General features: G+C 69.1%; 27 protein-coding genes. 9 read left to right on the top strand and 18 right to left on the bottom strand.

Going from position 1 to position 22,454, the window contains the following annotated elements; all coding sequences use genetic code 11:
- Positions 1–2 precede the first annotated feature (2 nt).
- The 5 genes from cobO to J2X20_RS25965 are packed head-to-tail and all read left to right on the top strand — an operon-like array spanning position 3 to position 4,255.
- The gene (gene cobO, locus J2X20_RS25985) at positions 3–572 is read left to right on the top strand and encodes a cob(I)yrinic acid a,c-diamide adenosyltransferase (RefSeq protein ID WP_310271850.1); all 570 of its coding nucleotides are present in this window, start codon (positions 3–5) and stop codon (positions 570–572) included.
- Positions 572–913, top strand: coding sequence for a DUF1636 family protein (locus J2X20_RS25980; RefSeq protein WP_310271847.1), 342 nt, complete (start codon positions 572–574; stop codon positions 911–913). The genes cobO and J2X20_RS25980 overlap by 1 nt, the downstream gene beginning before the upstream one ends.
- On the top strand, positions 910–1,824 hold the full coding sequence (gene cbiB / locus J2X20_RS25975) for an adenosylcobinamide-phosphate synthase CbiB (protein WP_310271845.1): 915 nt from the start codon (positions 910–912) through the stop codon (positions 1,822–1,824). The genes J2X20_RS25980 and cbiB overlap by 4 nt, the downstream gene beginning before the upstream one ends.
- Positions 1,821–2,816, top strand: coding sequence for an aminotransferase class I/II-fold pyridoxal phosphate-dependent enzyme (locus tag J2X20_RS25970; RefSeq protein ID WP_310271842.1), 996 nt, complete (start codon positions 1,821–1,823; stop codon positions 2,814–2,816). Before cbiB ends, J2X20_RS25970 begins: the two co-directional genes overlap by 4 nt.
- Positions 2,813–4,255 carry a cobyric acid synthase gene (locus J2X20_RS25965; protein WP_310271840.1) on the top strand — a complete coding sequence of 481 codons (1,443 nt, stop codon included), beginning with the start codon at positions 2,813–2,815 and terminating at the stop codon, positions 4,253–4,255. The genes J2X20_RS25970 and J2X20_RS25965 overlap by 4 nt, the downstream gene beginning before the upstream one ends.
- On the opposite strand, the gene J2X20_RS25960 is transcribed toward J2X20_RS25965, so the two are convergent.
- Positions 4,252–5,112, bottom strand: coding sequence for an OmpA family protein (locus J2X20_RS25960; protein ID WP_310271837.1), 861 nt, complete (start codon positions 5,110–5,112; stop codon positions 4,252–4,254). The genes J2X20_RS25965 and J2X20_RS25960 overlap by 4 nt on opposite strands.
- A 109-nt stretch (positions 5,113–5,221) precedes the next feature.
- Here J2X20_RS25960 and J2X20_RS25955 point away from each other — a divergent pair, with 109 nt between their 5' ends.
- On the top strand, positions 5,222–6,226 hold the full coding sequence (locus tag J2X20_RS25955) for a S1/P1 nuclease (protein ID WP_310271834.1): 1,005 nt from the start codon (positions 5,222–5,224) through the stop codon (positions 6,224–6,226).
- Here J2X20_RS25955 and J2X20_RS25950 read toward each other — a convergent pair.
- The 3 genes from J2X20_RS25950 to J2X20_RS25940 form a co-directional block, all read right to left on the bottom strand.
- Positions 6,223–7,557 (bottom strand): DUF1501 domain-containing protein, encoded by a 1,335-nt coding sequence (locus J2X20_RS25950; RefSeq protein WP_310271831.1) that lies wholly within the window; start codon positions 7,555–7,557, stop codon positions 6,223–6,225. The genes J2X20_RS25955 and J2X20_RS25950 overlap by 4 nt on opposite strands.
- Positions 7,554–9,290, bottom strand: coding sequence for a DUF1800 domain-containing protein (locus J2X20_RS25945; protein WP_310271828.1), 1,737 nt, complete (start codon positions 9,288–9,290; stop codon positions 7,554–7,556). Before J2X20_RS25945 ends, J2X20_RS25950 begins: the two co-directional genes overlap by 4 nt.
- Before the next feature lie 89 nt (positions 9,291–9,379).
- A complete protein-coding gene (locus tag J2X20_RS25940) occupies positions 9,380–9,787 on the bottom strand; it encodes a RidA family protein (protein ID WP_310271825.1) in 408 nt (135 codons plus the stop codon).
- Positions 9,788–9,901: 114 nt separating this feature from the next.
- On the opposite strand from J2X20_RS25940, the gene J2X20_RS25935 reads away from it, so the two are divergent.
- Positions 9,902–10,819: a LysR family transcriptional regulator gene (locus J2X20_RS25935; RefSeq protein ID WP_310271822.1), complete on the top strand. Its 918-nt coding sequence runs from the start codon at positions 9,902–9,904 to the stop codon at positions 10,817–10,819.
- A gap of 1 nt (position 10,820) precedes the next feature.
- On the opposite strand, the gene J2X20_RS25930 is transcribed toward J2X20_RS25935, so the two are convergent.
- The 4 genes from J2X20_RS25930 to hisF form a co-directional block, all read right to left on the bottom strand.
- Positions 10,821–11,072: a YfhL family 4Fe-4S dicluster ferredoxin gene (locus tag J2X20_RS25930; protein ID WP_310271819.1), complete on the bottom strand. Its 252-nt coding sequence runs from the start codon at positions 11,070–11,072 to the stop codon at positions 10,821–10,823.
- Positions 11,073–11,196: 124 nt separating this feature from the next.
- Positions 11,197–11,694: a pantetheine-phosphate adenylyltransferase gene (coaD, locus tag J2X20_RS25925; RefSeq protein WP_310271816.1), complete on the bottom strand. Its 498-nt coding sequence runs from the start codon at positions 11,692–11,694 to the stop codon at positions 11,197–11,199.
- Positions 11,691–12,239 (bottom strand): 16S rRNA (guanine(966)-N(2))-methyltransferase RsmD, encoded by a 549-nt coding sequence (rsmD, locus tag J2X20_RS25920; protein ID WP_310271810.1) that lies wholly within the window; start codon positions 12,237–12,239, stop codon positions 11,691–11,693. Before rsmD ends, coaD begins: the two co-directional genes overlap by 4 nt.
- A gap of 2 nt (positions 12,240–12,241) precedes the next feature.
- Positions 12,242–13,003, bottom strand: a complete 762-nt coding sequence (gene hisF / locus J2X20_RS25915) for an imidazole glycerol phosphate synthase subunit HisF (protein ID WP_310271809.1) — start codon at positions 13,001–13,003, stop codon at positions 12,242–12,244.
- Between the two features lie 112 nt (positions 13,004–13,115).
- Between hisF and J2X20_RS25910 the strand changes: the two genes are divergently transcribed.
- Positions 13,116–13,715, top strand: coding sequence for a CHRD domain-containing protein (locus J2X20_RS25910; protein WP_310271806.1), 600 nt, complete (start codon positions 13,116–13,118; stop codon positions 13,713–13,715).
- Between the two features lie 241 nt (positions 13,716–13,956).
- Here J2X20_RS25910 and hisA read toward each other — a convergent pair whose 3' ends face one another.
- The 7 genes from hisA to J2X20_RS25875 form a co-directional block, all read right to left on the bottom strand.
- Positions 13,957–14,706 carry a 1-(5-phosphoribosyl)-5-[(5-phosphoribosylamino)methylideneamino]imidazole-4-carboxamide isomerase gene (gene hisA, locus J2X20_RS25905; protein WP_310271803.1) on the bottom strand — a complete coding sequence of 250 codons (750 nt, stop codon included), beginning with the start codon at positions 14,704–14,706 and terminating at the stop codon, positions 13,957–13,959.
- Between the two features lie 66 nt (positions 14,707–14,772).
- Positions 14,773–15,420: an imidazole glycerol phosphate synthase subunit HisH gene (hisH, locus tag J2X20_RS25900; RefSeq protein ID WP_310271800.1), complete on the bottom strand. Its 648-nt coding sequence runs from the start codon at positions 15,418–15,420 to the stop codon at positions 14,773–14,775.
- The gene (hisB, locus tag J2X20_RS25895) at positions 15,417–16,013 is read right to left on the bottom strand and encodes an imidazoleglycerol-phosphate dehydratase HisB (protein ID WP_310271797.1); all 597 of its coding nucleotides are present in this window, start codon (positions 16,011–16,013) and stop codon (positions 15,417–15,419) included. Before hisB ends, hisH begins: the two co-directional genes overlap by 4 nt.
- A complete protein-coding gene (gene hisC / locus J2X20_RS25890; protein WP_310271795.1) occupies positions 16,010–17,092 on the bottom strand; it encodes a histidinol-phosphate transaminase in 1,083 nt (360 codons plus the stop codon). The genes hisB and hisC overlap by 4 nt, the downstream gene beginning before the upstream one ends.
- Positions 17,089–17,520, bottom strand: a complete 432-nt coding sequence (locus J2X20_RS25885) for a PIN domain-containing protein (protein ID WP_310271792.1) — start codon at positions 17,518–17,520, stop codon at positions 17,089–17,091. Before J2X20_RS25885 ends, hisC begins: the two co-directional genes overlap by 4 nt.
- Positions 17,517–17,735 (bottom strand): CopG family transcriptional regulator, encoded by a 219-nt coding sequence (locus J2X20_RS25880; protein WP_310271789.1) that lies wholly within the window; start codon positions 17,733–17,735, stop codon positions 17,517–17,519. Before J2X20_RS25880 ends, J2X20_RS25885 begins: the two co-directional genes overlap by 4 nt.
- A 58-nt stretch (positions 17,736–17,793) precedes the next feature.
- Positions 17,794–18,645, bottom strand: coding sequence for a substrate-binding periplasmic protein (locus J2X20_RS25875; protein ID WP_310271787.1), 852 nt, complete (start codon positions 18,643–18,645; stop codon positions 17,794–17,796).
- A gap of 89 nt (positions 18,646–18,734) precedes the next feature.
- Between J2X20_RS25875 and J2X20_RS25870 the strand changes: the two genes are divergently transcribed.
- Positions 18,735–20,036, top strand: coding sequence for a GNAT family N-acetyltransferase (locus J2X20_RS25870; RefSeq protein WP_310271784.1), 1,302 nt, complete (start codon positions 18,735–18,737; stop codon positions 20,034–20,036).
- A gap of 167 nt (positions 20,037–20,203) precedes the next feature.
- Here the strand turns inward: J2X20_RS25870 and hisD are convergent, their stop codons facing one another.
- Genes hisD through J2X20_RS25855 form a run of 3 tightly spaced genes read right to left on the bottom strand, consistent with a single transcriptional unit; the run spans position 20,204 to position 22,400 of the window.
- Entirely contained in the window at positions 20,204–21,511 is a 1,308-nt protein-coding gene (gene hisD / locus J2X20_RS25865) for a histidinol dehydrogenase (protein WP_310271780.1), read from the bottom strand.
- Entirely contained in the window at positions 21,508–22,164 is a 657-nt protein-coding gene (hisG, locus tag J2X20_RS25860; RefSeq protein ID WP_310271777.1) for an ATP phosphoribosyltransferase, read from the bottom strand. The genes hisD and hisG overlap by 4 nt, the downstream gene beginning before the upstream one ends.
- Positions 22,161–22,400, bottom strand: a complete 240-nt coding sequence (locus tag J2X20_RS25855) for a BolA family protein (protein WP_310271774.1) — start codon at positions 22,398–22,400, stop codon at positions 22,161–22,163. Before J2X20_RS25855 ends, hisG begins: the two co-directional genes overlap by 4 nt.
- Between the last annotated feature and the right edge of the window lie 54 nt (positions 22,401–22,454).

Genomic DNA, 22,454 nt, shown 5'->3' with positions numbered 1-22,454 from the left:
CCATGGAAATCGAAAAACCTCCGGTCGACCGCGAACGCGTCATCCCCAGCGGCGAGCGCCGCGGCCTCGTCATCGTCCATACCGGCGACGGCAAGGGCAAAAGCACCGCTGCCTTCGGCCTGGCGCTGCGCGCCCATGGCCGCGGCAAGGCGGTGCGCATCTACCAGTTCATGAAGGTGCCCAGCGCCCGCTTTGGCGAGCACCGCGTCTTCGAGCAGCTCGGCGTGCCCATCGAGGGCCTGGGCGACGGCTTCTCGTGGAAGAGCAAGGACCTGGAGCATTCCGCCGAGCTGGCCCGCGAGGGCTGGGGGCGGGCCGAATCGGTCATCCGCGCCGGCGACCATTTCCTCGTCGTGCTGGACGAGATCATGTACCCGCTGCGCTATGGCTGGCTGGCGCTGGACGCCGTGCTGGCCTGCCTGCGCGAGCGCCCGCCGCATGTGCACGTCGTGCTGACCGGGCGTGGCGCGCCGGCCGAGCTGATCGAGCTGGCCGACACGGTCACCGAAATGGCCATGATCAAGCACCACTACAAGGCCGGCGTACCGGCCCAGCGCGGCATCGAGGACTGATGAGCAGCGCCCTCGTCATCTGCACCACCTGCGCCGACGGCCAGGGCCAGGCCCTGCTGGAAGCCGTCGAGAACGAGGCCCTGGCGCGCGACTGGACATTGCCCGTTCGCGGCCAGGCCTGCATGGCGGCCTGCAAGCAGAGCTGCACGGCGGCCCTGCAGGGCCTGGGCAAGCACAGCTATCTGTTCGGCCAGCTCACGCCCGACGCGGCCAGCGTCGAGGCGCTGCTGGCCGTGGCCGCCCAGCATGCGGAGCCGGGTGACGGCCTGCTGGCCTGGGACCGCCGGCCCGACCGGCTCAAGGGCGGGCTGGTGGCGCGCCTGCCGCCACTCGCCCCATGAACCTGTTGCTGCCGCTGGCCATGGCCGTGGCCCTGCTGGTGGACCGCCTCTTCGGCGAGCCCCCGGCCTGGGCCCATCCGGTCGTCGGCATGGGGCGCTATCTCGGCCTGTTCAAGTTGACGAAGCTGCCGCCGGCCCTGGGCTTCATGGCCGGCGCGCTGGCCTGGCTGGTCGGCGCCGCGCTGGTGGCCTTCATCGCGCTGTGGCTGGAGGGCTGGGTGCTGATCCTGCTGAAGCCCTGGAGCTCGGCGCTGGGCTTCGTGGGCACTGCGGTATTGACCGGACTGCTGCTGAAGCCTTTGCTCGCGTGGCGCATGCTGGCCGACGAAGCGATGGCCGTGGACGCGGCCTTGAATGAGTCGCTGCAGGCCGGCCGCGCGCGGTTGTCCCGCCTGGTCAGCCGCGACACCGCGGCGCTGACCGAGACCGAGGTGCGCGAGGCCGCCATCGAGACCCTGGCCGAGAACCTCAACGACTCGGTCATCGCGCCGCTGTTCTGGTTCGCCATCGCCGGGCTGCCGGGCGCGGCCATCTACCGCTTCGCCAACACGGCGGATGCAATGTGGGGCTATCGCGACGAGCGCGAGTGGTGCGGCAAATGGGCGGCGCGGGCGGACGACCTGCTCTCGTGGCTGCCTGCGCGGCTGACAGCGCTGATGCTGCTGCCGCCGTCGCTGCCCGCGCTCGCGCGCGAGGCGCGCCGCACGCCGTCGCCCAACAGCGGCTGGCCGATGGCCGCCATGGCGCTGCGGCTGGGCCTGCGGCTGGGCAAGCCCGGCGTCTATACGCTGCATGCCGACGGGCGGTCTGCAGCACCCGACGACCTGCACGCGGCGCGTGCGGTGGCGTGGCACGCTCTCGTCGCCGGCAGCGCACTGATCGCCCTGCTGGCCTGGACGCTGAGGTCATGACCCACCCCCTACTGCCCGAACACGGCGGCCCCGACGACGGCCCGGCGGTCGCCCATGACTTCTCCACCAATGCCAATCCCCTGGGCCCACCGCCCGCTTTGTGGGCCGCCGTGCAGCAGGCCGACCGCCACGCCTATCCCGACCCCGACTACGGCGCGCTGCGCCGCCATCTCGGCCCGGCCGAAAGCGTGGCGCCCGAACGCATCCTGCCCACGGCCGGCGGTGCCGAGGGCATACGCCGGCTGACGCTGGCCGCGATGCTGTCGGGCCTTCGCGAGGTCTGGGTGCCTCAGCCCGGCTTTGGCGACTACGCCCTCGCCGCCCAGACCCTGGGCCTGGCCGTGAAGCCCTATGTCGACTCGGCCCACGTCCGCCCCACGGCACCGTCCCTGGTCTGGATCTGCGAGCCCTGCAACCCGACCGGCGCAAGCGCCGCCGCCTGGCCCGACCTGGCCGGGCACCTCGTCGCCGCCGACCGCGCCTACGAGCCCCTGCGCCTGCAGGGCGAGACGCCGGCCTTGCCTCCCGGCGCCTGGCAGTTGATCTGCCCCAACAAGGCCCTGGGCCTGACCGGCGTGCGCGCCGGCTATCTCATCGCGCCGGCTCAGGATGCGGCCTGGGCGCAGGCCCTGTCGCTGGCGCCGAGCTGGGTGCTGTCGGCGGAGGGCGTCGCCATGCTGATGCACTGGCACGATGAGGCGACCCAGTCCTGGCTGGCCGATGCGCGCGCCCAGTTGCGCGAATGGGCGGCGGCGCAGCGCCACATGCTGGCGGCCCTGGACTGGGAGGCGCAGCTGCCGAGCTGCACGCCATTCTGGCTGGCGCGGCCGCCGCGCGCCGACATCGCGCTGCGGCTGCGGGAGCGCGGTATCCGCGTGCGCGACGCGGCCTCCTTCGGCCTGCCCGGCTGGGTGCGCGTGTCGGCCCAGCCGCGGCGCAGCCAGGACGCGTTGCAGCAGGCCCTGCTTGAAATCGAAAGCGAAGACTCATGAGTGCGAAAACAGTGATGGTGCTCGGCACCACCAGCGGTGCGGGCAAGAGCTGGCTGGCCACGGCCCTGTGCCGCTGGTATGCCCGCCAGGGACTGAAGGTCGCGCCCTTCAAGGCCCAGAACATGAGCAACAACGCCCGTGTCGTGCCGGGGCTGAACGGGCTGATGGGCGAGATCGGCTCGGCCCAGTACTTCCAGGCCCTGGCCGCCAAGCGCGTGCCCGAGGTGCGCATGAACCCGGTGCTGCTCAAGCCCGAGGCCGACACGCAAAGCCAGGTCGTCGTGCTCGGCGAGGTCGACCCGGCCCTGTCCAGCGTGCCCTGGCGCGAGCGCAGCGCCCTGCTGAAGCCGCGCGCGCGAGCGGCCCTGCACGAGCTGCTGCGCGAGAACGAGGTCGTCGTCATCGAGGGCGCGGGATCGCCGGCCGAGATCAACCTGGCGCCCAGCGACTACGTCAACCTGGGCACGGCGCGCGACTCCAAAGCCGCCTGCCTGCTCGTCACCGACATCGACCGCGGCGGCGCCTTCGCCCATCTCTATGGCACCCACCAGCTGATGCCCGAGGACGTGCGCGCCCAGGTCAAGGGCTTTGTGCTGAACCGCTTTCGCGGCGACGCCGGCCTGCTGGCGCCGGGGCCTGAGCAGCTCGAGCATCTGACCGGCGTGCCCACCATCGCCACGCTGCCGATGTGGCGCGGCCATGGCCTGCCCGAGGAGGACGGCGTGTTCGACGACGCGGCCACCGGCAGCGGCCTGCGCATCGCCGTCATCGCCTATCCGCGCATCTCCAACCTCGACGAGTTCCAGCCGCTGCGCCAGCTCGCCGGCGTCCGCCTGTCCTGGGCCCGCGAGCCCAAGGATCTGCAAGGCGTGGACTGGATCATCCTGCCCGGCTCCAAGTCCACCGCGGCCGACCTGGCCTGGCTGCGGGCGCAGAAGCTGGACCTCGCCATCAATGCCCACCGCGGTCGGGTGCTGGGCATCTGCGGCGGCCTGCAGATGCTGGGCGAGGCTCTCATCGACACCCATGGCGTGGATGGCAATGCGCCGGGCCTGGGCCTGCTGCCCCTGGTCACCGCCTTCGAGCGCGAGAAGCTGCTGCGCAGCACCGAGTTCAGCTTTGCCGCTTCACTGGACGGCGGCTGGCAAGGCCTGGCCGGCGTGCGGGCGAGTGGTTACGAAATTCGCCACGGCCGCACCCAGCCCCACTCCGGTCTGCCGCCGCCCCAGGTGGCCTTGCGCAACGCGGCCGGCGAGGCCGTGGGCTGGCAGTCGGGCCAGGTGCTGGGTGTCTATGCGCATGGACTGTTCGAGCAGCCGGCCGTCCTCAAGGCCCTGTTCGGCCAGTCGGGCCGGTCTCTGGATGCTGTGTTCGATGGCCTGGCGGATTTCGTCGACCTGCACTTCCAGCCGGGCCGGCTGGCGGGCCTGATCGGCTAGGGCTTTTTCACCAGTTCGACGCGCCGATTCTTGGCGCGGCCCTCTTCGCTGCGGTTGTCGGCAATCGGTCGTTCCGCGCCGAAGCCCGCGGCGCTGAGGCGGGCGGCCGCGATGCCGCCGCCCACCACGGCATTCATCACGCTCTTGGCGCGCTGCTCCGACAAGGTCTTGTTGGCCGGGGCCGAGCCGACGTTGTCGGTGTGGCCCTCGACAGCGATCTTCAGCGTCGGTGCCGCCTTCAGCATGGCGACGATCTCGCGCACCGTGGCCTGGCCGTCCGGCTTGAGCTCGGCCTTGTTGGTGTCGAAGTTGATATACAGCGCAATGAAGCCGTTCTTGTTGATCTCGTCCAGCATCTTGTTGGCGCTGACCACCTGCTGCATGGCCGCCACCTCGACGACGGTCAGCTTGTAGCTCTGCGTCGGCGCGCTGAAGATGCCCGGCTCCACCAGCACCCACACCTCCTTGCCGCCGGCGTTCACGCGCAGCGTCGTCTCGCCGCCATCGCCGTCCTTGGGCAGGCGCTCGTAGACCACTTCGCCACCAATGCCCTTGATGGCGTTCTGGTAGTTGCGGATCAGCTGCAGGGCGCTGGGCTGGCGGTCGACATCGTTGTGGAAGTAGAGGATGTCCGTCATGTCACCCTCGACGCGCTTGCGTGTCGGGTTGCCATCGGCGCCACGGGCCACGGCGAAATCTGCGCCATTGAAGTTCTTGGCGTATTCGACGATGTGCGAATTCGGGAAGCGCGTCAGCAGTGGATGGTCCTTGCTGCGCGCCACGTCGGCCGGCTGGGCCCAGGCCAGGTTCAGGCACAACAGGAACAGGCCGGCGAGGCGGGCAAGCTGAAGTCTCATGGCGGGTCTCCTGACTCGGGAGGTGAGCGCCTTGATGCTACCCAACGCCACCGCTGGCCCAGCCGGCGACAAGGCAAGATTGCGGGTTTGATCGACCGACAAGCTCCGCATGCATCGCCGTCTCGCCACCGCCCTGATCGCCGCCGCGCCCCTGCTGGCCCATGCCTGGGGCTCCGACGGCCACCAGACCGTCGCCACGATTGCCGCCGGCCTCATCCAGGGCAGTCCCGCCGAGGCCCGCGTGGCCGCCCTGCTGGGTGACATGGACCTGGCCCAGGCCTCAATCTGGGCCGATTGCGCCAAGGGCATCTCGCCCAGCCAGGGCTATGCCTATCCCAACCCCGGCAAGTTCCCCGCCTGCGCCCAGCTGGAGACGCCGGAGCGCATTGCCGAGATGGCTGACTATGTGAAGCGCAACGATCGCCAATGCGAGATCGGCCTGGACGAGGACAGCTGCCACAAGCAGATGCACTACGCCGACATCGCCATCCAGCGTGGCCGCTACCAGCCGGGTGCGGTGGGCGCGCGGCCCGACGATGTCGTCGGCGCACTGCGCGCGGCCATCCGGGTGCTGCAGGGCCAGCCCTCCACCGGCCAGCCCAACTTCAAGAGCCAGCGCGAGGCGCTGATCATCCTTGTGCATCTGGTGGGCGACATCCATCAGCCCCTGCATGTGGGCAGCCTCTATCTCGACGCCCAGGGCCGGCCCGTCGATCCAGACAAGCAGGGCTTTGACCGCGCCAGCTTCACCATCGGCGGCAACAGCTTGCTGCTCGATCCGGCAACGGGGATCAAGAATTTCCATTCGTTCTGGGACAACGTGCCCGAGGCCTTCAGGCCCCGGCATGTCGACGCCGCCTGGCTGGCCGAGGCACGCCGGGTGCAACCGGATGCGGGCAATGCGCTGGACTGGCCGGCGGGTTGGGGGCGCGAGTCGGTGGCCCTGGCCGCCGTCGCTCACCAGGGCCTGCGCTTCAGGCCCAAGCAGGGCGAGAACTGGCAAGTCAGCCTGCCGGAGGGCTACGAGGCCAAATCGGACGCGATCAAACGCCAGCAGCTGAGCCGGGCCGGTGCCAGGCTGGCCCGGGTGCTGAAGATGGCCTTCCCCAACTAGGCCCAGCCGGCCATCCGGTCAAAGCCCGCGCCATGCGGCCACACCGCCGCCAGCGTCGTCGCGTCGGCGCCAAACCAGCGCGCCAGTTCCGTGCCGAGCTGGTCGGTCGCCGTCGTCGGCAGCCACACGCCCTGGCCGACGTCGTCCGGGCCGTTGATGGTCAGGTCCGGCATGCGCCCCAGCAGCTTGCCGCCGTTGGCGCCGCGCGCCGCGCCGCCGACGGCGAAGTGGTGGTTGCCCCAGGCATGGTCGGTGCCGGAGCCGTTGCTGGCAAAGGTGCGGCCGAAATCGCTGGCGCTGAACAGGGTCACGCCGTCGGCCAGGCCCATGGCCGTCATGGCGGTGTTGAAGGCGGTGACGGCGGCGTCGATCTCGGCGAAGTTCTCGTTCTGGCGCTGCAACTGGTCGTCGCCATGGGTGTCGAAGCCGCCGATGGACGTGAAGAAGCATTGGCGCGACAGGCCCAGGGCCCCGCGCGCGGCGATCAGCTTGGCCGCCATGCCGAGCTGGCGGCCGAGACCCGTGTCGGGGAAGACGGTGGTCACCGTGCTGCTGGACAGGGCCGCGGCCAGGTTGCGCTGCACCTCCAGGCTGCGGCTCATCATGTTCAGCCAGGTCTGCTCGAAGGGATGGCTGCGCGCCTCGGCCAGGGTCGCGGCGACGGCGGCGGAGAGCGGGTCGCTGCCGGACTGGGCGTTCGGGTCATAGAAGTCAAAGCCAAAGCGGCCCGAGGCCGACACGCGATAGGGCGTCAGTGCCTTGTCGCCGGCCTCCCAGACGTTGCCGCCGGACAGGCTGATGGCCGCATAGCCGCGGTTGGTCTGGCCTTCGGCCACGGCGCGCTCCAGCAGCCGGCCACCCCAGCCGTTGCGCGGAGGCGCTTCGACGACGCCGCTCTGCCAGGCGCCCTGCTGGTCGCTGTGGGAGAACAGGTTGTAGGGCAAGGGCACGCTGCGCGCGTCGTATTGCGCCTTGGTGGTGGGCTGCAGCAAGGGGCCGATATTGGCGATGAGGTTGGCCTGGCCCGAATTGACCAGGGACTGCAGGCCGGTGAAGGCCGGATGCAGGCCCAGGCCGGTGGCGTTGGACAGGGTGAGCGGCAGCAGCGTCGCGTTGTCCAACGCGAGATTGGGCCGGGCGCGCTGGTAGGTCGTGTAGCGCGCGTCGGTCGGCACCAGCAGGTTGTTGCCGTCATTGCCGCCGAACATGAAGACGCAGACCAGGGCGCGGTAGTCGCCTGCGGCGGGCGCGGTCTGAGCAAGGGCGCGCATTTGCGCCCAGGGATTGAGGGCGGCGAAACCGCCCAGCTGGAGCAGGTGGCGGCGTTTCATCGCTGAATCACATGGTCGGGGCAGAGGGCGGTGACGATCAAGGCGGCCCTGACCTTGTCGGTCTTGCCCTTGACTGCGCCGATGAGGGCGGTCAGGCGCTCGCGCGTCGAGCTGCTCATGCCGAGGTTGAAGAACAGCAGGTCGAGGCGGTCGATCAGCGCGCTTGCATCGAGGGCCGCGAGGCTGGCCAGGTCGAGCTTGAGGCGGTGCTCCTCGGGCCAGCCATAGCCGCCGCTGTTGAACAGGTCGGCGAAGAAGTTCAGCGAGCCGGCAACGGCCGTCTCGCCGCTGATCTGGAACTCCGGCGCCACCCAGCCTTGGGCGGCGATGGGTCCCGCCGGCCGGTAGCCGGGTGAGTAGAAGTTGAAGACCGAGGGCGCCAGCAGCGGGCTCTGGCCCAGGGCGTCGTCGCTGCTGTCCAGGTACTGGATGCGATTGAGGCCGCTGGTGCTCTTCGCGCCCAGGCCGCGCAGCATGTTGGCAAAGCGGATGACGGGCTCGCGCTGCTTGGCAACGTTCGCCGCCGGGTTGTCGCCACGCGCTTCGGCATCCATCAGCACGGCGCGCACGACGGCCTTCAGGTTGCCGCGCGCGCCGGCGCCGTCGTTGACGAACACCGCGGCGACGCGGCCCACATAGGCGGGGCTGGGGTTGCTGGTCACCAGGCGCTGGATGAGCTGCTTGCAGAAGAAGGGCGGCACATTGGGATGCTGGAAGATGGTGTCCAGCGCGTCCTTCATGTCCTGCTCGGGCGTCTGGCCGGCGGTCAGGGTCTTGCCGTCCAGCAGCAGTTTGTCGCCGGGCGAGTGGTAGCTGACCCAGGCCTTCATCGGCACCGTCCACAGCGCCTCGATGTTGTCGTCGTGGTTGTGGAACTGCGAGTTCTTGCTGTTGTCCAGGCCGCCGAAACTCCAGCCGCTGAAGGCCTTGGCAAAGCCCCTGACGACGGCCTCGTCATAGGTGGCCTGGGTCTTGGCTGCAGAGTCGAGCTTCGGTGTGCCATCCGCATTGAGCTGGATGAGGCCGACGGAGAAGAGCTGCAGCACCTCGCGCGCGAAGTTCTCGTTGGGATGGGTGCCCTTGCTCGCGTTCTCCTTCTCGCTCTCCAGCATGTTCAGGTAATAGCCCATGGCCGGGTGCAGGGCGACGTCCTGCAGCAGCGTGCGCCAGTTGCCGAAGGCGTTGCGGTTGAGCATGTCCAGATAGCTGCTCATGGCCGCGGGCCGGATGTCGGGCGCGATATTGCTGATGACGAAGATCTGCAGCAGCGCCCAGGTGACCCGCGCACGCAGTTGGTCCTCGCCCGTCAGCCATTGCTGCCAGACAGCCTCGTAGCTCATCTCCTCGCTGATGCGCGGCGTTTCACCGGCCGCCTGGTCGCGGCCGCGCTGGCTGTTCAGATAGTCCATGTGCAGGGCCGCCGGCTTGGCGAACTGCGCGGTCAGCCAGGCGTCGAAGCCTTGGACGACGAGGGCATCCACCTGGGCCGGGCCGGTGACGCCGAAACTGGCCTGGCTCAGGAAGCGAGCCGCGTCGCGGCGGCTGGGTGGGGGCGCTGCGCTCGGCGTGGGATCGGGAGTGGAGGGCGTGGCGGGCCCGGGGTCGGAGCCACCACCACCACCTCCGCCGCAGGCCGCCAGGAACGCGGCAGCAGCCAGAGCCGCCGAAGCCGTGCCCGCGTTCAGATCAGGCGCTGCCTGTTCGAGCTCCGTCGTATCGGTCTTGTTGTCCACCACGCTGCCTCCTGCGTCGCGCTGCGACTCTAGGCAGGCACGCCGCTTGCCGGCGTGAGCAAAGGTGACGAATGTTGCTGCGCCTCAGGTCAGGCGGCTGCGGCCCTCGGCAGCTTGGCGATGACCTTGATCTCGAATTGGAAGCCGTAGAGCCAGGTGACGCCGACACCGGTGAGCGTCGGATGGGGCGCCTCGCCCCAATGAGCCATGACGACCGGCCAGACGCGCTCGAAATTCCGCTCTGGATCGACGATGTACACGGTCACGTCCACCACATCGTCGAAGCTGCAGCCGGCCGCGGCGAGCACGGCATTCAGGTTCTCGAAGGCCAGTTGCACCTGCTGCGGCAGGTCGGGCTCCGGCGCGCCGTCGGGCTGGCTGCCGACCTGGCCGGAGACGAACAGGAAGCCATTGGACCGGATGGCCGGTGAGTAGCGGTTGCGCTCGTACAGCGCCTGGCGGCCGGCGGGAAAAACAGCGTCGCGTGCGGAAGACATCGGATCTCTTTCGGGGTTGAAGACACACAGCCACTCTAGGCACGCGCCTTTCCCCGATAAACCGCGCCAACCCACAATCAGTTTTTGCCAGCGCCAAACAATCGGAGCCAACCCATGGATCGTTTCGACGCCCTCCAGGCCTTCACGCGTGTCGTGGAGACGGGCAGCTTCACCAAGGCGGCCCGGGCGCTCGACGTGAGCAACACCACGGTCACGCAACTTGTGCAGCAGCTGGAGGCCCGCTTGCGCGTGAAGCTGCTGCATCGCACGACGCGACAAGTGCGCGTGACGGAGGACGGCGCCGCCTACTACGAGCGCGTGGTGCGGGTGCTGGCCGACCTGGAGGATGCCGACACCGGTCTGTCCAACGCTGCTGCCGCGCTGCGCGGCCGGCTGCGCGTGGACGTCCCCAGCCCGCTGGCGCGGCTGGTGCTGGTACCGGCACTGCCGGACTTCCAGGCCCGCTATCCGGACATTGAACTGCACCTGGGCGTCAGCGACCGCATGGTCGACGTCATTGGCGACGACGTCGACTGCGTGTTGCGCGGCGGCGACCTGGCCGACTCGACCCTGATGGCTCGCCGGGTGGGCGACTTGTCGATGGGCGTGTACGCTGCGCCGGCCTATTTGGAACGCAGCGGCAATCCGACCCATCCGCGTGACCTGGCCGATGACGCGCATCGCCTCGTGGGCTATCTGCGCTGGCGCAGCGGCCGCATTGCGCCCGTCACGATGCACCGCGACGGCGAAACGGTGGCCCTGCATGGCCGCCACGCGCTTGCAGTGGACGACGGCAACGCCTACCTCGCTGCAGGCCTGGCCGGCCTGGGCGTGCTGTGCGTGCCGCGCTACATGGCCGAGCCGCACGTGGCCCGTGGGGAACTGCGGCCTTTGCTGCCCGGCTGGCAGGTGGAGCCCATGCCGCTGTACGTCGCCTTCCCGCCGCATCGGCACGTCAGCGCCAAACTGCGCACCTTCATCGACTGGGTGGTGGGTGTGCTGGCGCAGCAAGCCCACATCGCAAGGCCCTGAATCAGGCCTTGCCGGTCAGGCGCTGGTACTTCTGCATCAGGGTCTCACGGCTTTCGACATGGGCCGGGTTGATGGGGATGCAGGCGACGGGGCAGAGCATCACGCACTGCGGCTCGTCGAAATGGCCGACGCACTCGGTGCACTTGGCCGGGTCGATCTGATAGAACTCCTCGCCCATGGAGATCGCGTTGTTCGGGCAGGCGGGTTCGCAGACATCGCAGTTGATGCATTCGTCCGTGATCATCAGCGCCATGCTGGGCCTCCATCGGGCGGACGGACGAATACGGCAAGCGCCTGCATGCGCTCGCCGCGCAAGGCGGGCCAAGGCATGCCTTGCCGATTCCCGCCTCGCGTGTCAGTGATCATCAAAGCCATGATCAGCTCCTCTTGAACTTCGCGTCCAATCGGGCGAGAACCCCGGGCGACACAAACTCCGCCACCTCGCCCCCCAGCGTCGCGATCTCGCGCACAAAGGTGCTGGACGTGTACTGGTGGTGCTCACCGGGTGTCAGGAAGATGGTCTCGACCTCGGGCATCAGCTTGCGGTTCATGCCGGCCATCTGGAACTCGTATTCGAAGTCGCCGCCGGTGCGCAGGCCGCGCACGACGACGCGGCCGGCGTGCGTGCGGACGAAATCGCGCAGCAGGCCCTCGAAGGCGATGACCTCGACATTGCCCAGCGGCGCCGCCACCGCGCGTGCCATCTCCAGCCGCTCGTCCAGCGAGAACATGGTCTTCTTGTGGTGGCCGACGGCCACCGCCAGCACCAGGCGCTCGAACATGCCGGCGGCGCGGCGCATCAGGTCCTCGTGGCCCAGGGTGATGGGATCGAAGGTGCCCGGATAGACGGCCGTGATGGTGGTGCGGGAGGTCATGACGCTGGATTGTCCTCGCGTCTCAGCAACTGGTAGTGCACGGCCCCGGCACGCCCCTGGCGCCACGCGGTGAATCCCGCCGGTGCGGGGATGTCGTGAGGCGACTCGACGTAGATCAGCCCGTCCTCGGCCAGCAGCGCCACAGCGGCGGCGAGCGCGCGGTCGAACAGGTCATCCGCAAAGGGCGGGTCGAGAAAGATCAGGTCGAAGCGGTCGGGGCAGGCCGTCATCCAGTTCAAGGCATTGGCCCGGTGGATGGTGATGGCGCCAGCCTGCAAACGTTTCTGGCTCGCCCGCAGGCCGTCCACCAACGCGGCCTCGCGCTCGACCATCACCACGGTGGCAGCTCCACGCGAGGCCGCCTCGAAACCCAGCACCCCGCTGCCGGCAAAGGCGTCCAGCACGCGCCAGCCGTCCAGCGTCTGGCCCAGCCAGTTGAAGAGAGTCTCGCGGACGCGGTCGGACGTCGGGCGCAGGCCCGGCACATCCGGGACGGGCAGCTTGGAACGCTTCCACTGGCCGCCAATGATGCGAACCTCACCCATGCTCACCGACGAACAGGAATGCCCCGCGCCGCCATCAGCGCCTTGGCCTCGCCCACCGTGTGCTGGCCGAAATGGAAGATGCTGGCGGCCAGCACGGCGTCGGCGCCGCCCTTGGTGATGCCGTCGGCCAGGTCTTCCAGCGAGCCGACGCCGCCCGAGGCGATGACGGGCACGGGCACGGCATCGGACACGGCGCGGGTCAATTCAAGATCGAAGCCGCTCTTGGTGCCGTCGCGGTCCATGCTGGTCAGCAGGATCTCGCCGGCGCCGAACTCGGCCATCTTCTTCGCCCACTCGACCGCATCCAGGCCGACGTTCTTGCGCCCGCCATGGGTGTAGACGTCCCAGCCCGAGCCATCGGCACGGCGCTTGGCGTCGATGGCGACGACGATGCACTGGGCGCCGTATTTGTCGCTGGCGGCGCGGATCAGCTCGGGGTCGGCCACGGCGGCGGAGTTGAAGCTGACCTTGTCGGCGCCGGCATTCAGCAGCCGCCGCACGTCGGCCACGGCGCGCACGCCGCCGCCCACCGTCAACGGGATGAAGACCTGGCTCGCCACCGATTCGATGATGGGCAGGATGAGGTCGCGGCCATCGCTGGTCGCGGTGATGTCGAGGAAGGTCAGCTCGTCGGCGCCCTGCTCGTTGTAGCGGGCGGCGATGTCCACCGGGTCGCCCGCATCACGCAGGCCGACGAAGTTGACGCCCTTGACCACGCGGCCGGCAGTGACGTCGAGGCAGGGAATGATGCGTTTGGCGAGCATGGGCAGGGGGACGGAAAACCAGCCTGGATTATTCCTTTGCTGATTAGGTCTTCGCAGCGACCGTGAAGCATCGCCCAATCGCGGCTGCTGAACCCACCCCACGGAGACGACGATGAGACTGACCGCCCCTGCCCTGCTGGCCACGACCCTCACCCTCGGGGCCGCAATGGCCTCAGCCCACCCGGTGACCTATATCGGCACGCTGAGCAATCTGGGCGAGCCCGCTGCGGCGGCCAGTTCGCTGGGCACCGGAACGGTCAGCATCGTCTTTGACGACGACGCCTTCACGATGAAGGTCGACGTGACCTTCAGCGGCATGAGCGGCAACACGACGGCCAGCCATATCCACTGCTGCACGGCGGCGGCGGGCACGGGCTCGGCGGGTGTGGCGACCCCGGTCCCGACCTTCCCCGGCTTCCCTCTGGGCGTCACTTCGGGCAGCTATTCCCAGACCTTCGACCTGACCCAGGCCTCAAGCTGGAACCCAGCCTTCATCACCGCCAATGGCGGCACGGTGTCGAGCGCCTTCGCCGTCTTCTCGACGGGCTTGGCCGGCGGCAAGGCCTATCTCAATATCCATTCGACACTGTCAGCCGGCGGCGAGATTCGGACCTTCCTGGTGCCGGCGCCGGTGCCGGAACCCGAGACCTATGCCTTGATGCTGGCCGGCCTGGGCCTGCTGGTGCTGCGCCGGCGCAGCATCGGTCGCTGATTCAACGCGCCTGTATCGCAGACGGATTGGTTTTCGGGCCGAGCGCCGGGCCGCTCCCTAGCCGGCCCGCCATGGGGACGTGCTTGCGGCTCGATGCCGCAAGCGTCGCCGTCCCCTCGGGGGCTGAGGCCGGACACATCGCGCCCAGTGGGCGGGATGTGCCTGCCGAAGGGCTGCGGCTCTTGCCGCAGCGCGGTCTGCAAGACCGACCAAGGTACTCCTTGGGCGAGGGGTGCTCTTGCTAGCCGGCCGCCGCCATCAACTCGTCGGCGCGCACCTGGGCTGCGGTGAAGTCCAGCGCGCCGGTATAGATGGAGCGGCCGCAGATGACGCCCTCGACGCCGTCGCCGAAGACGGCGCACAGGCGTTCAATGTCGGCGATGTCGGACAGGCCGCCCGAGGCGATGACGGGAATCGTCAGCGCCTGGGCCAGCTTCACGGTGGCCTCGATGTTGATGCCGGTCAGCATGCCGTCGCGGCCGATGTCGGTGTAGATGATGCCTTCGACGCCGTAGTCCTGGAACTTCTGGCCGAGGTCGATGACCTCGTGGCCGGTCAGCTTGCTCCAGCCATCGGTGGCGACCTTGCCGTCCTTGGCGTCCAGGCCCACGATGATGTGGCCGCCAAAGGCGCTGCAGGCGTCCTTCAGGAAGCCTGGGTTCTTGACCGCGGCCGTGCCGATGATGACGTAGCTGAGGCCGTCGTCCAGATAGCGCTCGATGGTGTCGAGGTCACGGATGCCGCCGCCGAGCTGGATGGGGATCTCGTCGCCCACCTCCTTGATGATGGCCTTGATGGCCGGCTCGTTGACCGGCTTGCCCGCGAAGGCGCCGTTCAGGTCCACCAGGTGCAGGCGTCGCGCGCCGGCATCCAGCCAGCGGCGCGCCATCGCGGCGGGGTCTTCGCCGAAGGTGGTGGAGTCATTCATGTCGCCTTGCTTGAGGCGGACGCAGCGACCGTCTTTCAGGTCGATGGCAGGGATCAGCAGCATGGCCGAGGGCTGAGGGGCTGGGGAAAAGGATTCGGGGACGAGAAGGTGCAGACCGGCGTGGGTCGATCAGGGCTTCCAATGGAGGAAGTTGCGATACAGGGCAAGGCCCAGCGCGGCACTTTTCTCGGGGTGGAATTGGGTCGCAAAAATATTATCCCGGGCCACCGCACAGGTAAAGCGAGTGCCGTAGTCGGTCTCGCCGGCGCTGTGTTCGGGCAACGCGGTGGTCGCGTAGAAGCTGTGCACGAAGTAGAACCAGCTTTCGTCCGGGATGCCATCCCACACCGGGTGGGGGCGTGGCTGGTGCACACGGTTCCAGCCCATCTGCGGCACCTTGTAGCGGCTGCCGTCCTCCTGCAGCCGGCCTTCCAGGCGGAAGCGCTGCACTCGCCCCGGAATGAGGCCCAACCCAGGGGTGTCCTGCTCCTCGCTGTGGTCCAGCAGCATCTGCATGCCCACGCAGACACCCAGCAGGGGCTTGGTGGCGGCGGCCTCCAGCACGGCCTCCTTGACGCCGGAGTCGGCCAGCTCGCGCATGCAGTCGCGCATGGCGCCCTGGCCCGGCAGCACGACGCGCTCGGCGGCACGCACCACCTCGGGGTCGCAGGTGATGGCGACGTCATAGCCCTGGCCCTCGGCGGCATGGATGACGGCCTGCGACACCGAGCGCAGATTGCCCATGCCGTAGTCGACGACGGCGACGGTTCGGCTCATAGCGAGCCCTTGGTCGACGGGATGACGCCGGCCGAGCGCGGATCCGGCGTCGTGGCCATGCGCAGGGCGCGGCCGAAGGCCTTGAACATGGTCTCGGCCTGGTGGTGGGCGTTGTGGCCCTTCAGGTTGTCGATATGGATCGTCGCCAGGGCCGCGTTGGCAAAGCCCTGGAAGAATTCGAAGGTCAGCTGGGTGTCGAAGGCGCCGATGCTGCCGGCCGTGAACTTGCAGTCCATGTGCAGGCCGGGGCGGCCGGACAGGTCGATGACGACGCGCGACAGGGCCTCGTCCAGCGGCACATAGCTGTGGCCGTAACGCGTCAGGCCGGCCTTGTCGCCCACGGCCTTGGCCACCGCCAGACCCAGGGTGATGCCGACGTCTTCCACCGTGTGGTGGCCGTCGATGTGCAGATCGCCCTCGCAGTGGATGTCCAGGTCGATGAGGCCGTGGCGGGCGATCTGGTCCAGCATGTGGTCGAAGAAACCGATGCCGGTCTGCAGCTTGGACTGGCCGCTGCCGTCGAGGTTGATGCGCGCGGTGATGCGCGTCTCGCGGGTGTTGCGGGTGACTTCGGCAGTTCGGGGAGTGGTCATGACAGACAGCTCGGGAGTTCAGCCAGCAGGCGGGTGTTTTCGTCGGGCGTGCCGACCGTGAGGCGCACACAGTTCGCGAGCAGCGGGTGCATGGCCGAGACGTTCTTGATCAGCACGCCGCGGGCCTTCAGCGCCGCGAAGGTGGCGGCCGCGTCCTGCACCCTGGCCAGGATCATATTGCCCTGGCTGGGCCAGGGCGTGATGCCGGGCATGGCCTGCAAGGCTTTGAGGAGGCGCTCACGCTGCTGGCGCAACTCGGCAGCCTGGGCGGCATAGACCTCGGCATGCTCCAGTGCAAAGAAGGCCGCCTCGGCATTCAGCACGCTGATGTTGTAGGGCGGGCGCAGCTTCTCGACCTGCTCGACCAGTTCCGGCGCGCCCAGCAGATAGCCGATGCGCACGCCGGCCAGGCCGAACTTGCTCATGGTGCGCATGACCAGCACATTCTTCTGGCGGGCCATCAGGGCGAGGCTGTCGGCGCTGGCGAAGGGTTGGTAGGCCTCGTCCATGACGACGATGCCAGGCGCAGCTTTCGCAATGCGCTCGATGACGGCCGCGTCCCACAGGGTGGCGGTCGGATTGTTGGGATACGCCAGATAGATCAGCGCCGGCTGGTGCTTGGCGATGGCGGCCAGCATGGCGGCCTCGTCCAGCTCGAAGTCGTCGGCCCGCAGCGGGACGCCGATGAAGTTGAGCTGCTGCTGGCGTGCCAGGGCTTCGTACATGACAAAGCCGGGCAGGGGCGCCAGCACCGTGGCGCCGGGCCTGGCGACGGCGATGGTCAGCAGGCCGATCAGCTCGTCCGAGCCATTGCCCAGCGTGACGCCGACGTCGTCGCCCACGCCGGCGTGGCGGGCCAGAGCGCGCCCCAGCTCGGCGGTGCGCTCGGCCGGATAGCGATTCAGCGCGACGGCGCCCAGGCGCTCGCCCAGGGCCTGCTGCAGCTCGGGCGGCAGCCGGTAGGGGTTCTCCATCGCGTCCAGCTTCAGCAGGCCATGGCTGGGCTGCACCACATAGGCATGGGCCGCGCGCACGTCGGGGCGGATTTGGGCGAGAGCTTGGTCCAGGGCAGGGGTCATGGCGCGGAGACAAGAGGGTTGAGGACTTGCACGCTGTCGTAGACGGCGTCATGCGGCAGGGCCAGGCTGAGCAGGCGGGTGCAGCCCTGGGCCTTGGCGCTGGCGACGACGAGGGCGTCGGCGAAGGGCAGGCCGAAGCGGCTTTCCAGCGACCAGGCGGACTCCACTGTCGCCTGGTCGGGCGACCAGGGCCGCCAGTGCTGGTAGCGCCGCACCTCGGCCCGCACATCGCCCTGGGGCATCGGGGGGCTGATCTGGCGCGTGGCCAGCAGATAGAAGTCGTTCAGCACCTGCACCGAGACGCGGCCGGTGCGCGTGGCCCACAGCTGGCGCAGCCAGGCGAGCACCTGCTCGCGCTCGGCCGGGCGGGCACCGTCCTCGCTGAAGAGCAGCACCGAGGTGTCGACAAAGACGGGCTCCGGCTTCAAACCACACCTCGCCCCGGGTAGGGCTGGCCGTCAGACGCCCAGGAGCGCTCGCGGTGCAGCCAGTCCTGCAGGGCGCGCTCGTAGGCATCGTCGTGCTGCATCTTCTCGGCCAGCAGCTCGCCGAGCAGGCGGGAGACGCTGGTGTTGCGCCGCGCCGCCTCCAGCCGGGCCCATTCGGCCACGGCGTCATCCATGGACACGGTGACGTTCTTCATGGGCCGAAGATTACACGAAGTTCGTGTTCCACGAACTTCGTGTCGAAATAACCCGCACTTACGGCCGGTACCAGAGCTCGGGCTTGTCCAGCGGCGTCGACGACGGCAACAAGGGGTTGCGCAGCCCGATGATGCGCCTCGATCCAAGCCCGGCGCGGCCCAGATCGTCTCCGTGGTACTTCATGAACAGGCTGTCGAAGGCGCCGCTGGCGCGCAGGCGCTTCAGGCCCAGCTCGATGGCGGCAGCCAGCTCGGGCTCCTCGTAGGCGACGAAGTAGTAGATGGCGGCCGGGTAATGGAGGCAGAGATGGGGCACGACGGTCAGGCCCTGGCCGTAGCGGTCCAGCTCCCACCAGATCTCCTCGACCGAGCGTGGGAAGGCGTCGGCCCGGCCCAGGCGCAGCTGCTTGAACATGGCGTCATAGCTGGGCGACACGACGACCTTGAGGCCGTTGGCCTGCAGGATGCCGGTGTCGGGCCATTCCAGGCCCTGCACCATGGAGAACTGCTGCAGCTCGTTCAGCGTCTGCACCTCGCGCATGCGCGTGGCCACCTCCGGCGTGGCCAGCAGCAAGCGCCAGCCGTACAGGCCCTTGAAGAGGGGCACGCGGATGGGCTGGGCCTGCTGCTCGCGCTCGACCGAGGTCATGGTCCAGAGCACGTCCAGACGACGGTGCCGGCCCAGCTCCTGCAGGGCGCGGTTCTGCGGGATCAGCTCGGGCGTGGGTTCCAGCGTGACCGGCGTGCCCGCCGCGGCCAGGGCCTGCTCCAGCAGCACCGCGGCATAGCTGCTCTGCAACTCGGCCTTGGGCGAGACATGGGGGATGCGCAGGCGGCGCGGCGCGCCCTGGGCGGCGGCCAGGGGAAGGACGGCCGAGGACAGCAGCAGATCGCGGCGACGCAGGGGCATGCACCAGCGTAGCCGAAGCGACGCAGCCCATCCAATCACCTCGCTGTCGACTGCGTTAGCCTTTGCATCCCGTCGTCACCCCTTCATCGATGCCCATCCCACCTCTCGCCAAGAAGCCCCTGCAAGCCACCGTCGCCAAGCTCAAGCGCACCGGTCGGGCCCTGGGCAAGCTCAAGCCCCAGCCGGTCAACCCCGTCCAAGCCCTGCAGGACATCAAGGCCAGGCGCGTCGCCCGGCGGACGACCTCGGGCCTGCAGCTGGTGCTGGCCGACCGTATCGACTTCGTGAACCCGCTGCACTGGGACGCCCTCGCGGCCCAGACGGTCTTCCTGTCGCGCGACTACCTGCGCGTGCTGGAACAGCATGCGCCCGACAACCTGGAACCGCGCTATGCCATGGCCTACGCCGACGGCGAGCCCGTCGCCGCGATGCTGCTGCAGCGCGTGGCCGTCGGCGGTGCCCAGCTGCGCAAGCCCGGCAATAAAAAGTTGGTCGACGCGCCCATGGCCGGGCTCAAGGAGCATCTGCTGGTCTGCGGCAATCTGCTGGTCTGGGGCGCTCGCGCCATGGCGCTGGCACCGCATGCCGACGAAGGCCAGCTCTGGCATGGCATCTGCGAAGCCATCTACCGCCTGCGCCGCGCCGACAAGCTGGACGGCCAGTCCGATTTCGCGCTGATCAAGGATCTCGGCATGGCCGTTGGCGATGTACCGCCGGCGCTGCGCCTGCTGGGCTACCGCAGCGTCGAGACCGAGCCCGACATGGTGCTGACGCTCAGGCCAGAATGGCGCAGCTGGGACGACTACCTGGCGAGCATGACCTCGGGCTATCGCAGCGCGGCCAAGAAGTTGATCAAGGACTGCGCCGCCGCCGGCCTGACCCTGCGCGAGGCCGGTGCCGAGGAGATGGCGGCGCGCGCCGACGAACTGCACGCCCTCTACGGGCAGGTGCACCAGGCCCAGGGCCTGCGGCTGGCGACGCTGACACCCGGCTATCTGCCGGCCATGGCGGCCGCGCTCGGCCCGCGCTTTCGCTGCCGCGTCGCCGAACATGCGGACGGCCGCTGGCTGGGTTTCGTCACCAGCGTGCACGACGGCGCGACGGCCCTGGGCTACTACATCGGCTACGACCGCGCGGCGAATGCCGATGCGCCCATCTATCTGTCGCTGCTGCAGTCCACCGTGCAGGACGCCATCGCCTTTGGCTCGACGCGGCTCAGCCTGGGCCGCACGGCGCTGGAACCCAAGGCCAAGATGGGCTGCAAGCCCGAGCCGCTGAGCTGCGCGGTGCGCCATCGCGTGTCGGCGCTGAACTGGATCACCACGGCCCTGACCAAGACGGCCGAGCACGACGAGCCACCGGAGCGCAGCCCGTTCAAGGCCGTGGCCTGAGAGCCCCTCGCCCAGTGCGCCGCGCTGAACGCGGGCACCCTGGTCGGTCCCCCGAGGGGACGACGATGCTCGCCGGATCGACCGGCAAGCACATCGTCAGAGCGGGCCGGCTAGGGAGCGGCCCGGCGCTCGGCCCGCGCACAAGCGCGCGGACACGTGTGCGCCGCTCACTTCAAGCGGAGTTCGGCTGCACGGGCGTGGGCTTGCAGGCCCTCGCCGTGGGCCAGCACGCTGGCGATGCGGCCCAGTTCCTGGGCACCCTTCTCGCTGACCTCGATGAGACTGCTGCGCTTCTGGAAGTCGTAGACGCCCAGCGGCGACGAGAAGCGCGCCGTGCCGGCGGTGGGCAGCACATGGTTGGGGCCGGCGCAGTAGTCGCCGAGCGACTCGCTGGTGTAGGCGCCCATGAAGATGGCGCCGGCGTGGCGCAGCAGCGGCTCCCAGCGCTGCGGCTCGGCGGCGCTGATCTCCAGATGCTCGGGCGCGATGGCGTTGCTGATCTCGCAGGCCTCTTCCATTGAGCGCGTCAGGATCAGCGCGCCGCGGCCCGCCAGCGAGGCGCGGATGACGGCCTCGCGCGGCATTTCCTCGACCAGGCGCTCCATACTGGCACTGACGGCATCCAGGAAGGCAGCGTCGGGGCTGAGCAGGATGCTCTGCGCCAGCTCGTCATGCTCGGCCTGGCTGAACAGGTCCATGGCCACCCAGTCGGGCGGCGTCGTGCCGTCGGCGATGACGAGGATCTCGCTGGGGCCGGCAATCATGTCGATGCCGACCTGGCCGAAGACATGCTTCTTGGCCGAAGCCACATACGCATTGCCCGGGCCGGTGATCTTGTCGACACGCGGGATGGTGGCGGTGCCCTGGGCCAGGGCCGCGACGGCCTGCGCGCCGCCGATGGCGAACACGCGGTGCACACCGGCCACCGCGGCGGCGGCCAGCACCAGCGGGTTGCGCACGCCCTCCGGCGTGGGCACGACCATGATGATCTCGCCGACGCCCGCGACCTGTGCGGGAATGGCGTTCATCAGGACGCTGCTCGGATAAGCCGCCTTGCCGCCCGGCACATAGATGCCGACGCGGTCCAGCGGCGTGACCTTCTGGCCGAGCAGGTTGCCTTCCTCGTCGCGGTAGCTCCAGGAGAGGCCGCAGGCCTGCAGCTGGCGCTCGTGATAGGTCCGCACGCGCTTGGCGGCGGCCTGCAGCGCATCGCGTTGCCCGGGCGTGATCGAGGCCAGCGCCGCCTGCAGTTCGGCCTGGCCGATCTCCAGCGCGGCAACGCTGTCGGCCTGCACGCGATCGAAGCGGGCGGTGTAGTCCAGCACGGCGGCATCACCCCGCTGACGCACATCGGCCAGGATCTCGGCGACGCGGGCTTCGATGGCGGCGTCGTCGGCAGCCGACCAGTAGCGCAAGCGCTCGAACTCGGCCGCGAAGTCGGCGTCGGCCGTGGAGAGTTGGCGAACGAGCTTCATGCGATGGCCCCGGCAAAGGCGTCGATGAGGGGCCGCAGCGCGGCGCGCTTCAACTTCAGCGCGGCCTGGTTGACGACGAGGCGCGAGGAGATGTCCATGATCTGCTCCACCTCGACCAGCTTGTTGGCGCGCAGCGTGCCGCCGGTGGAGACGAGGTCGACGATGGCCTCGGCCAGACCGGTCAGCGGCGCCAGCTCCATGGAGCCGTAGAGCTTGATGAGGTCGACGTGCACGCCCTTGTCGGCGAAATGCTGGCGGGCGATCTCGGTGTATTTGGTGGCGACGCGGATGCGCGAGCCCTGCTTGACGGCGGCGGCGTAGTCGAAGTCGGCGCGCGTGGCCACGCTCATGCGGCAGCGCGCGATCTTCAGGTCCAGCGGCTGGTACAGGCCATGCGAGCCGCCCTGGGCCAGGGCCTGCTCGTGCAGCACGTCGCGGCCGGCCACGCCGAGGTCGGCCCCGCCGTATTGCACATAGGTCGGCACATCGCTGGCGCGCACCAGCACCACACGCACGCCCTCACGGTTGGTCGGCAGGATGAGCTTGCGCGAGGTTTCGGGGTCTTCCAGCACCTCGATGCCAGCGGCGCGCAGCAGCGGCAGCGTCTCTTCGAAGATGCGGCCCTTGGACAGGGCCAGGGTCAGGCCGGTCATTGCGCCCACTCCTCGGGTGCCAGCGTCTTCATGGACAGCGCGTGGATCTGCTCGCGCATGCGCTCGCCCAGGGCGGCGTAGACGCGCTGGTGCCGCTTGATGCGGGACAGGCCGACGAATTCGCTGGAGACGATGGTGGCGAAGAAATGGCGGCCGTCGCCCTCGACTTCCAGATGCTCGCAGGGCAGGCCTGCGGCAATGAAATCGCGCACTTCTTGCGGGGTCGGGTCGGCCATCACTGTCCTTCTGGAAAACCCCACATTTTAGGGAAGGGTGGGCGCGGCCCCCTT

The sequence above is a fragment of the Roseateles saccharophilus genome, assembly GCF_031458095.1.
Classification (GTDB): Bacteria; Pseudomonadota; Gammaproteobacteria; order Burkholderiales; family Burkholderiaceae_C; genus Pelomonas; species Pelomonas saccharophila_A.
The sequence above is the reverse complement of the archived record's forward strand: the minus strand, read 5'-3'. Positions and strand labels throughout refer to the sequence as shown.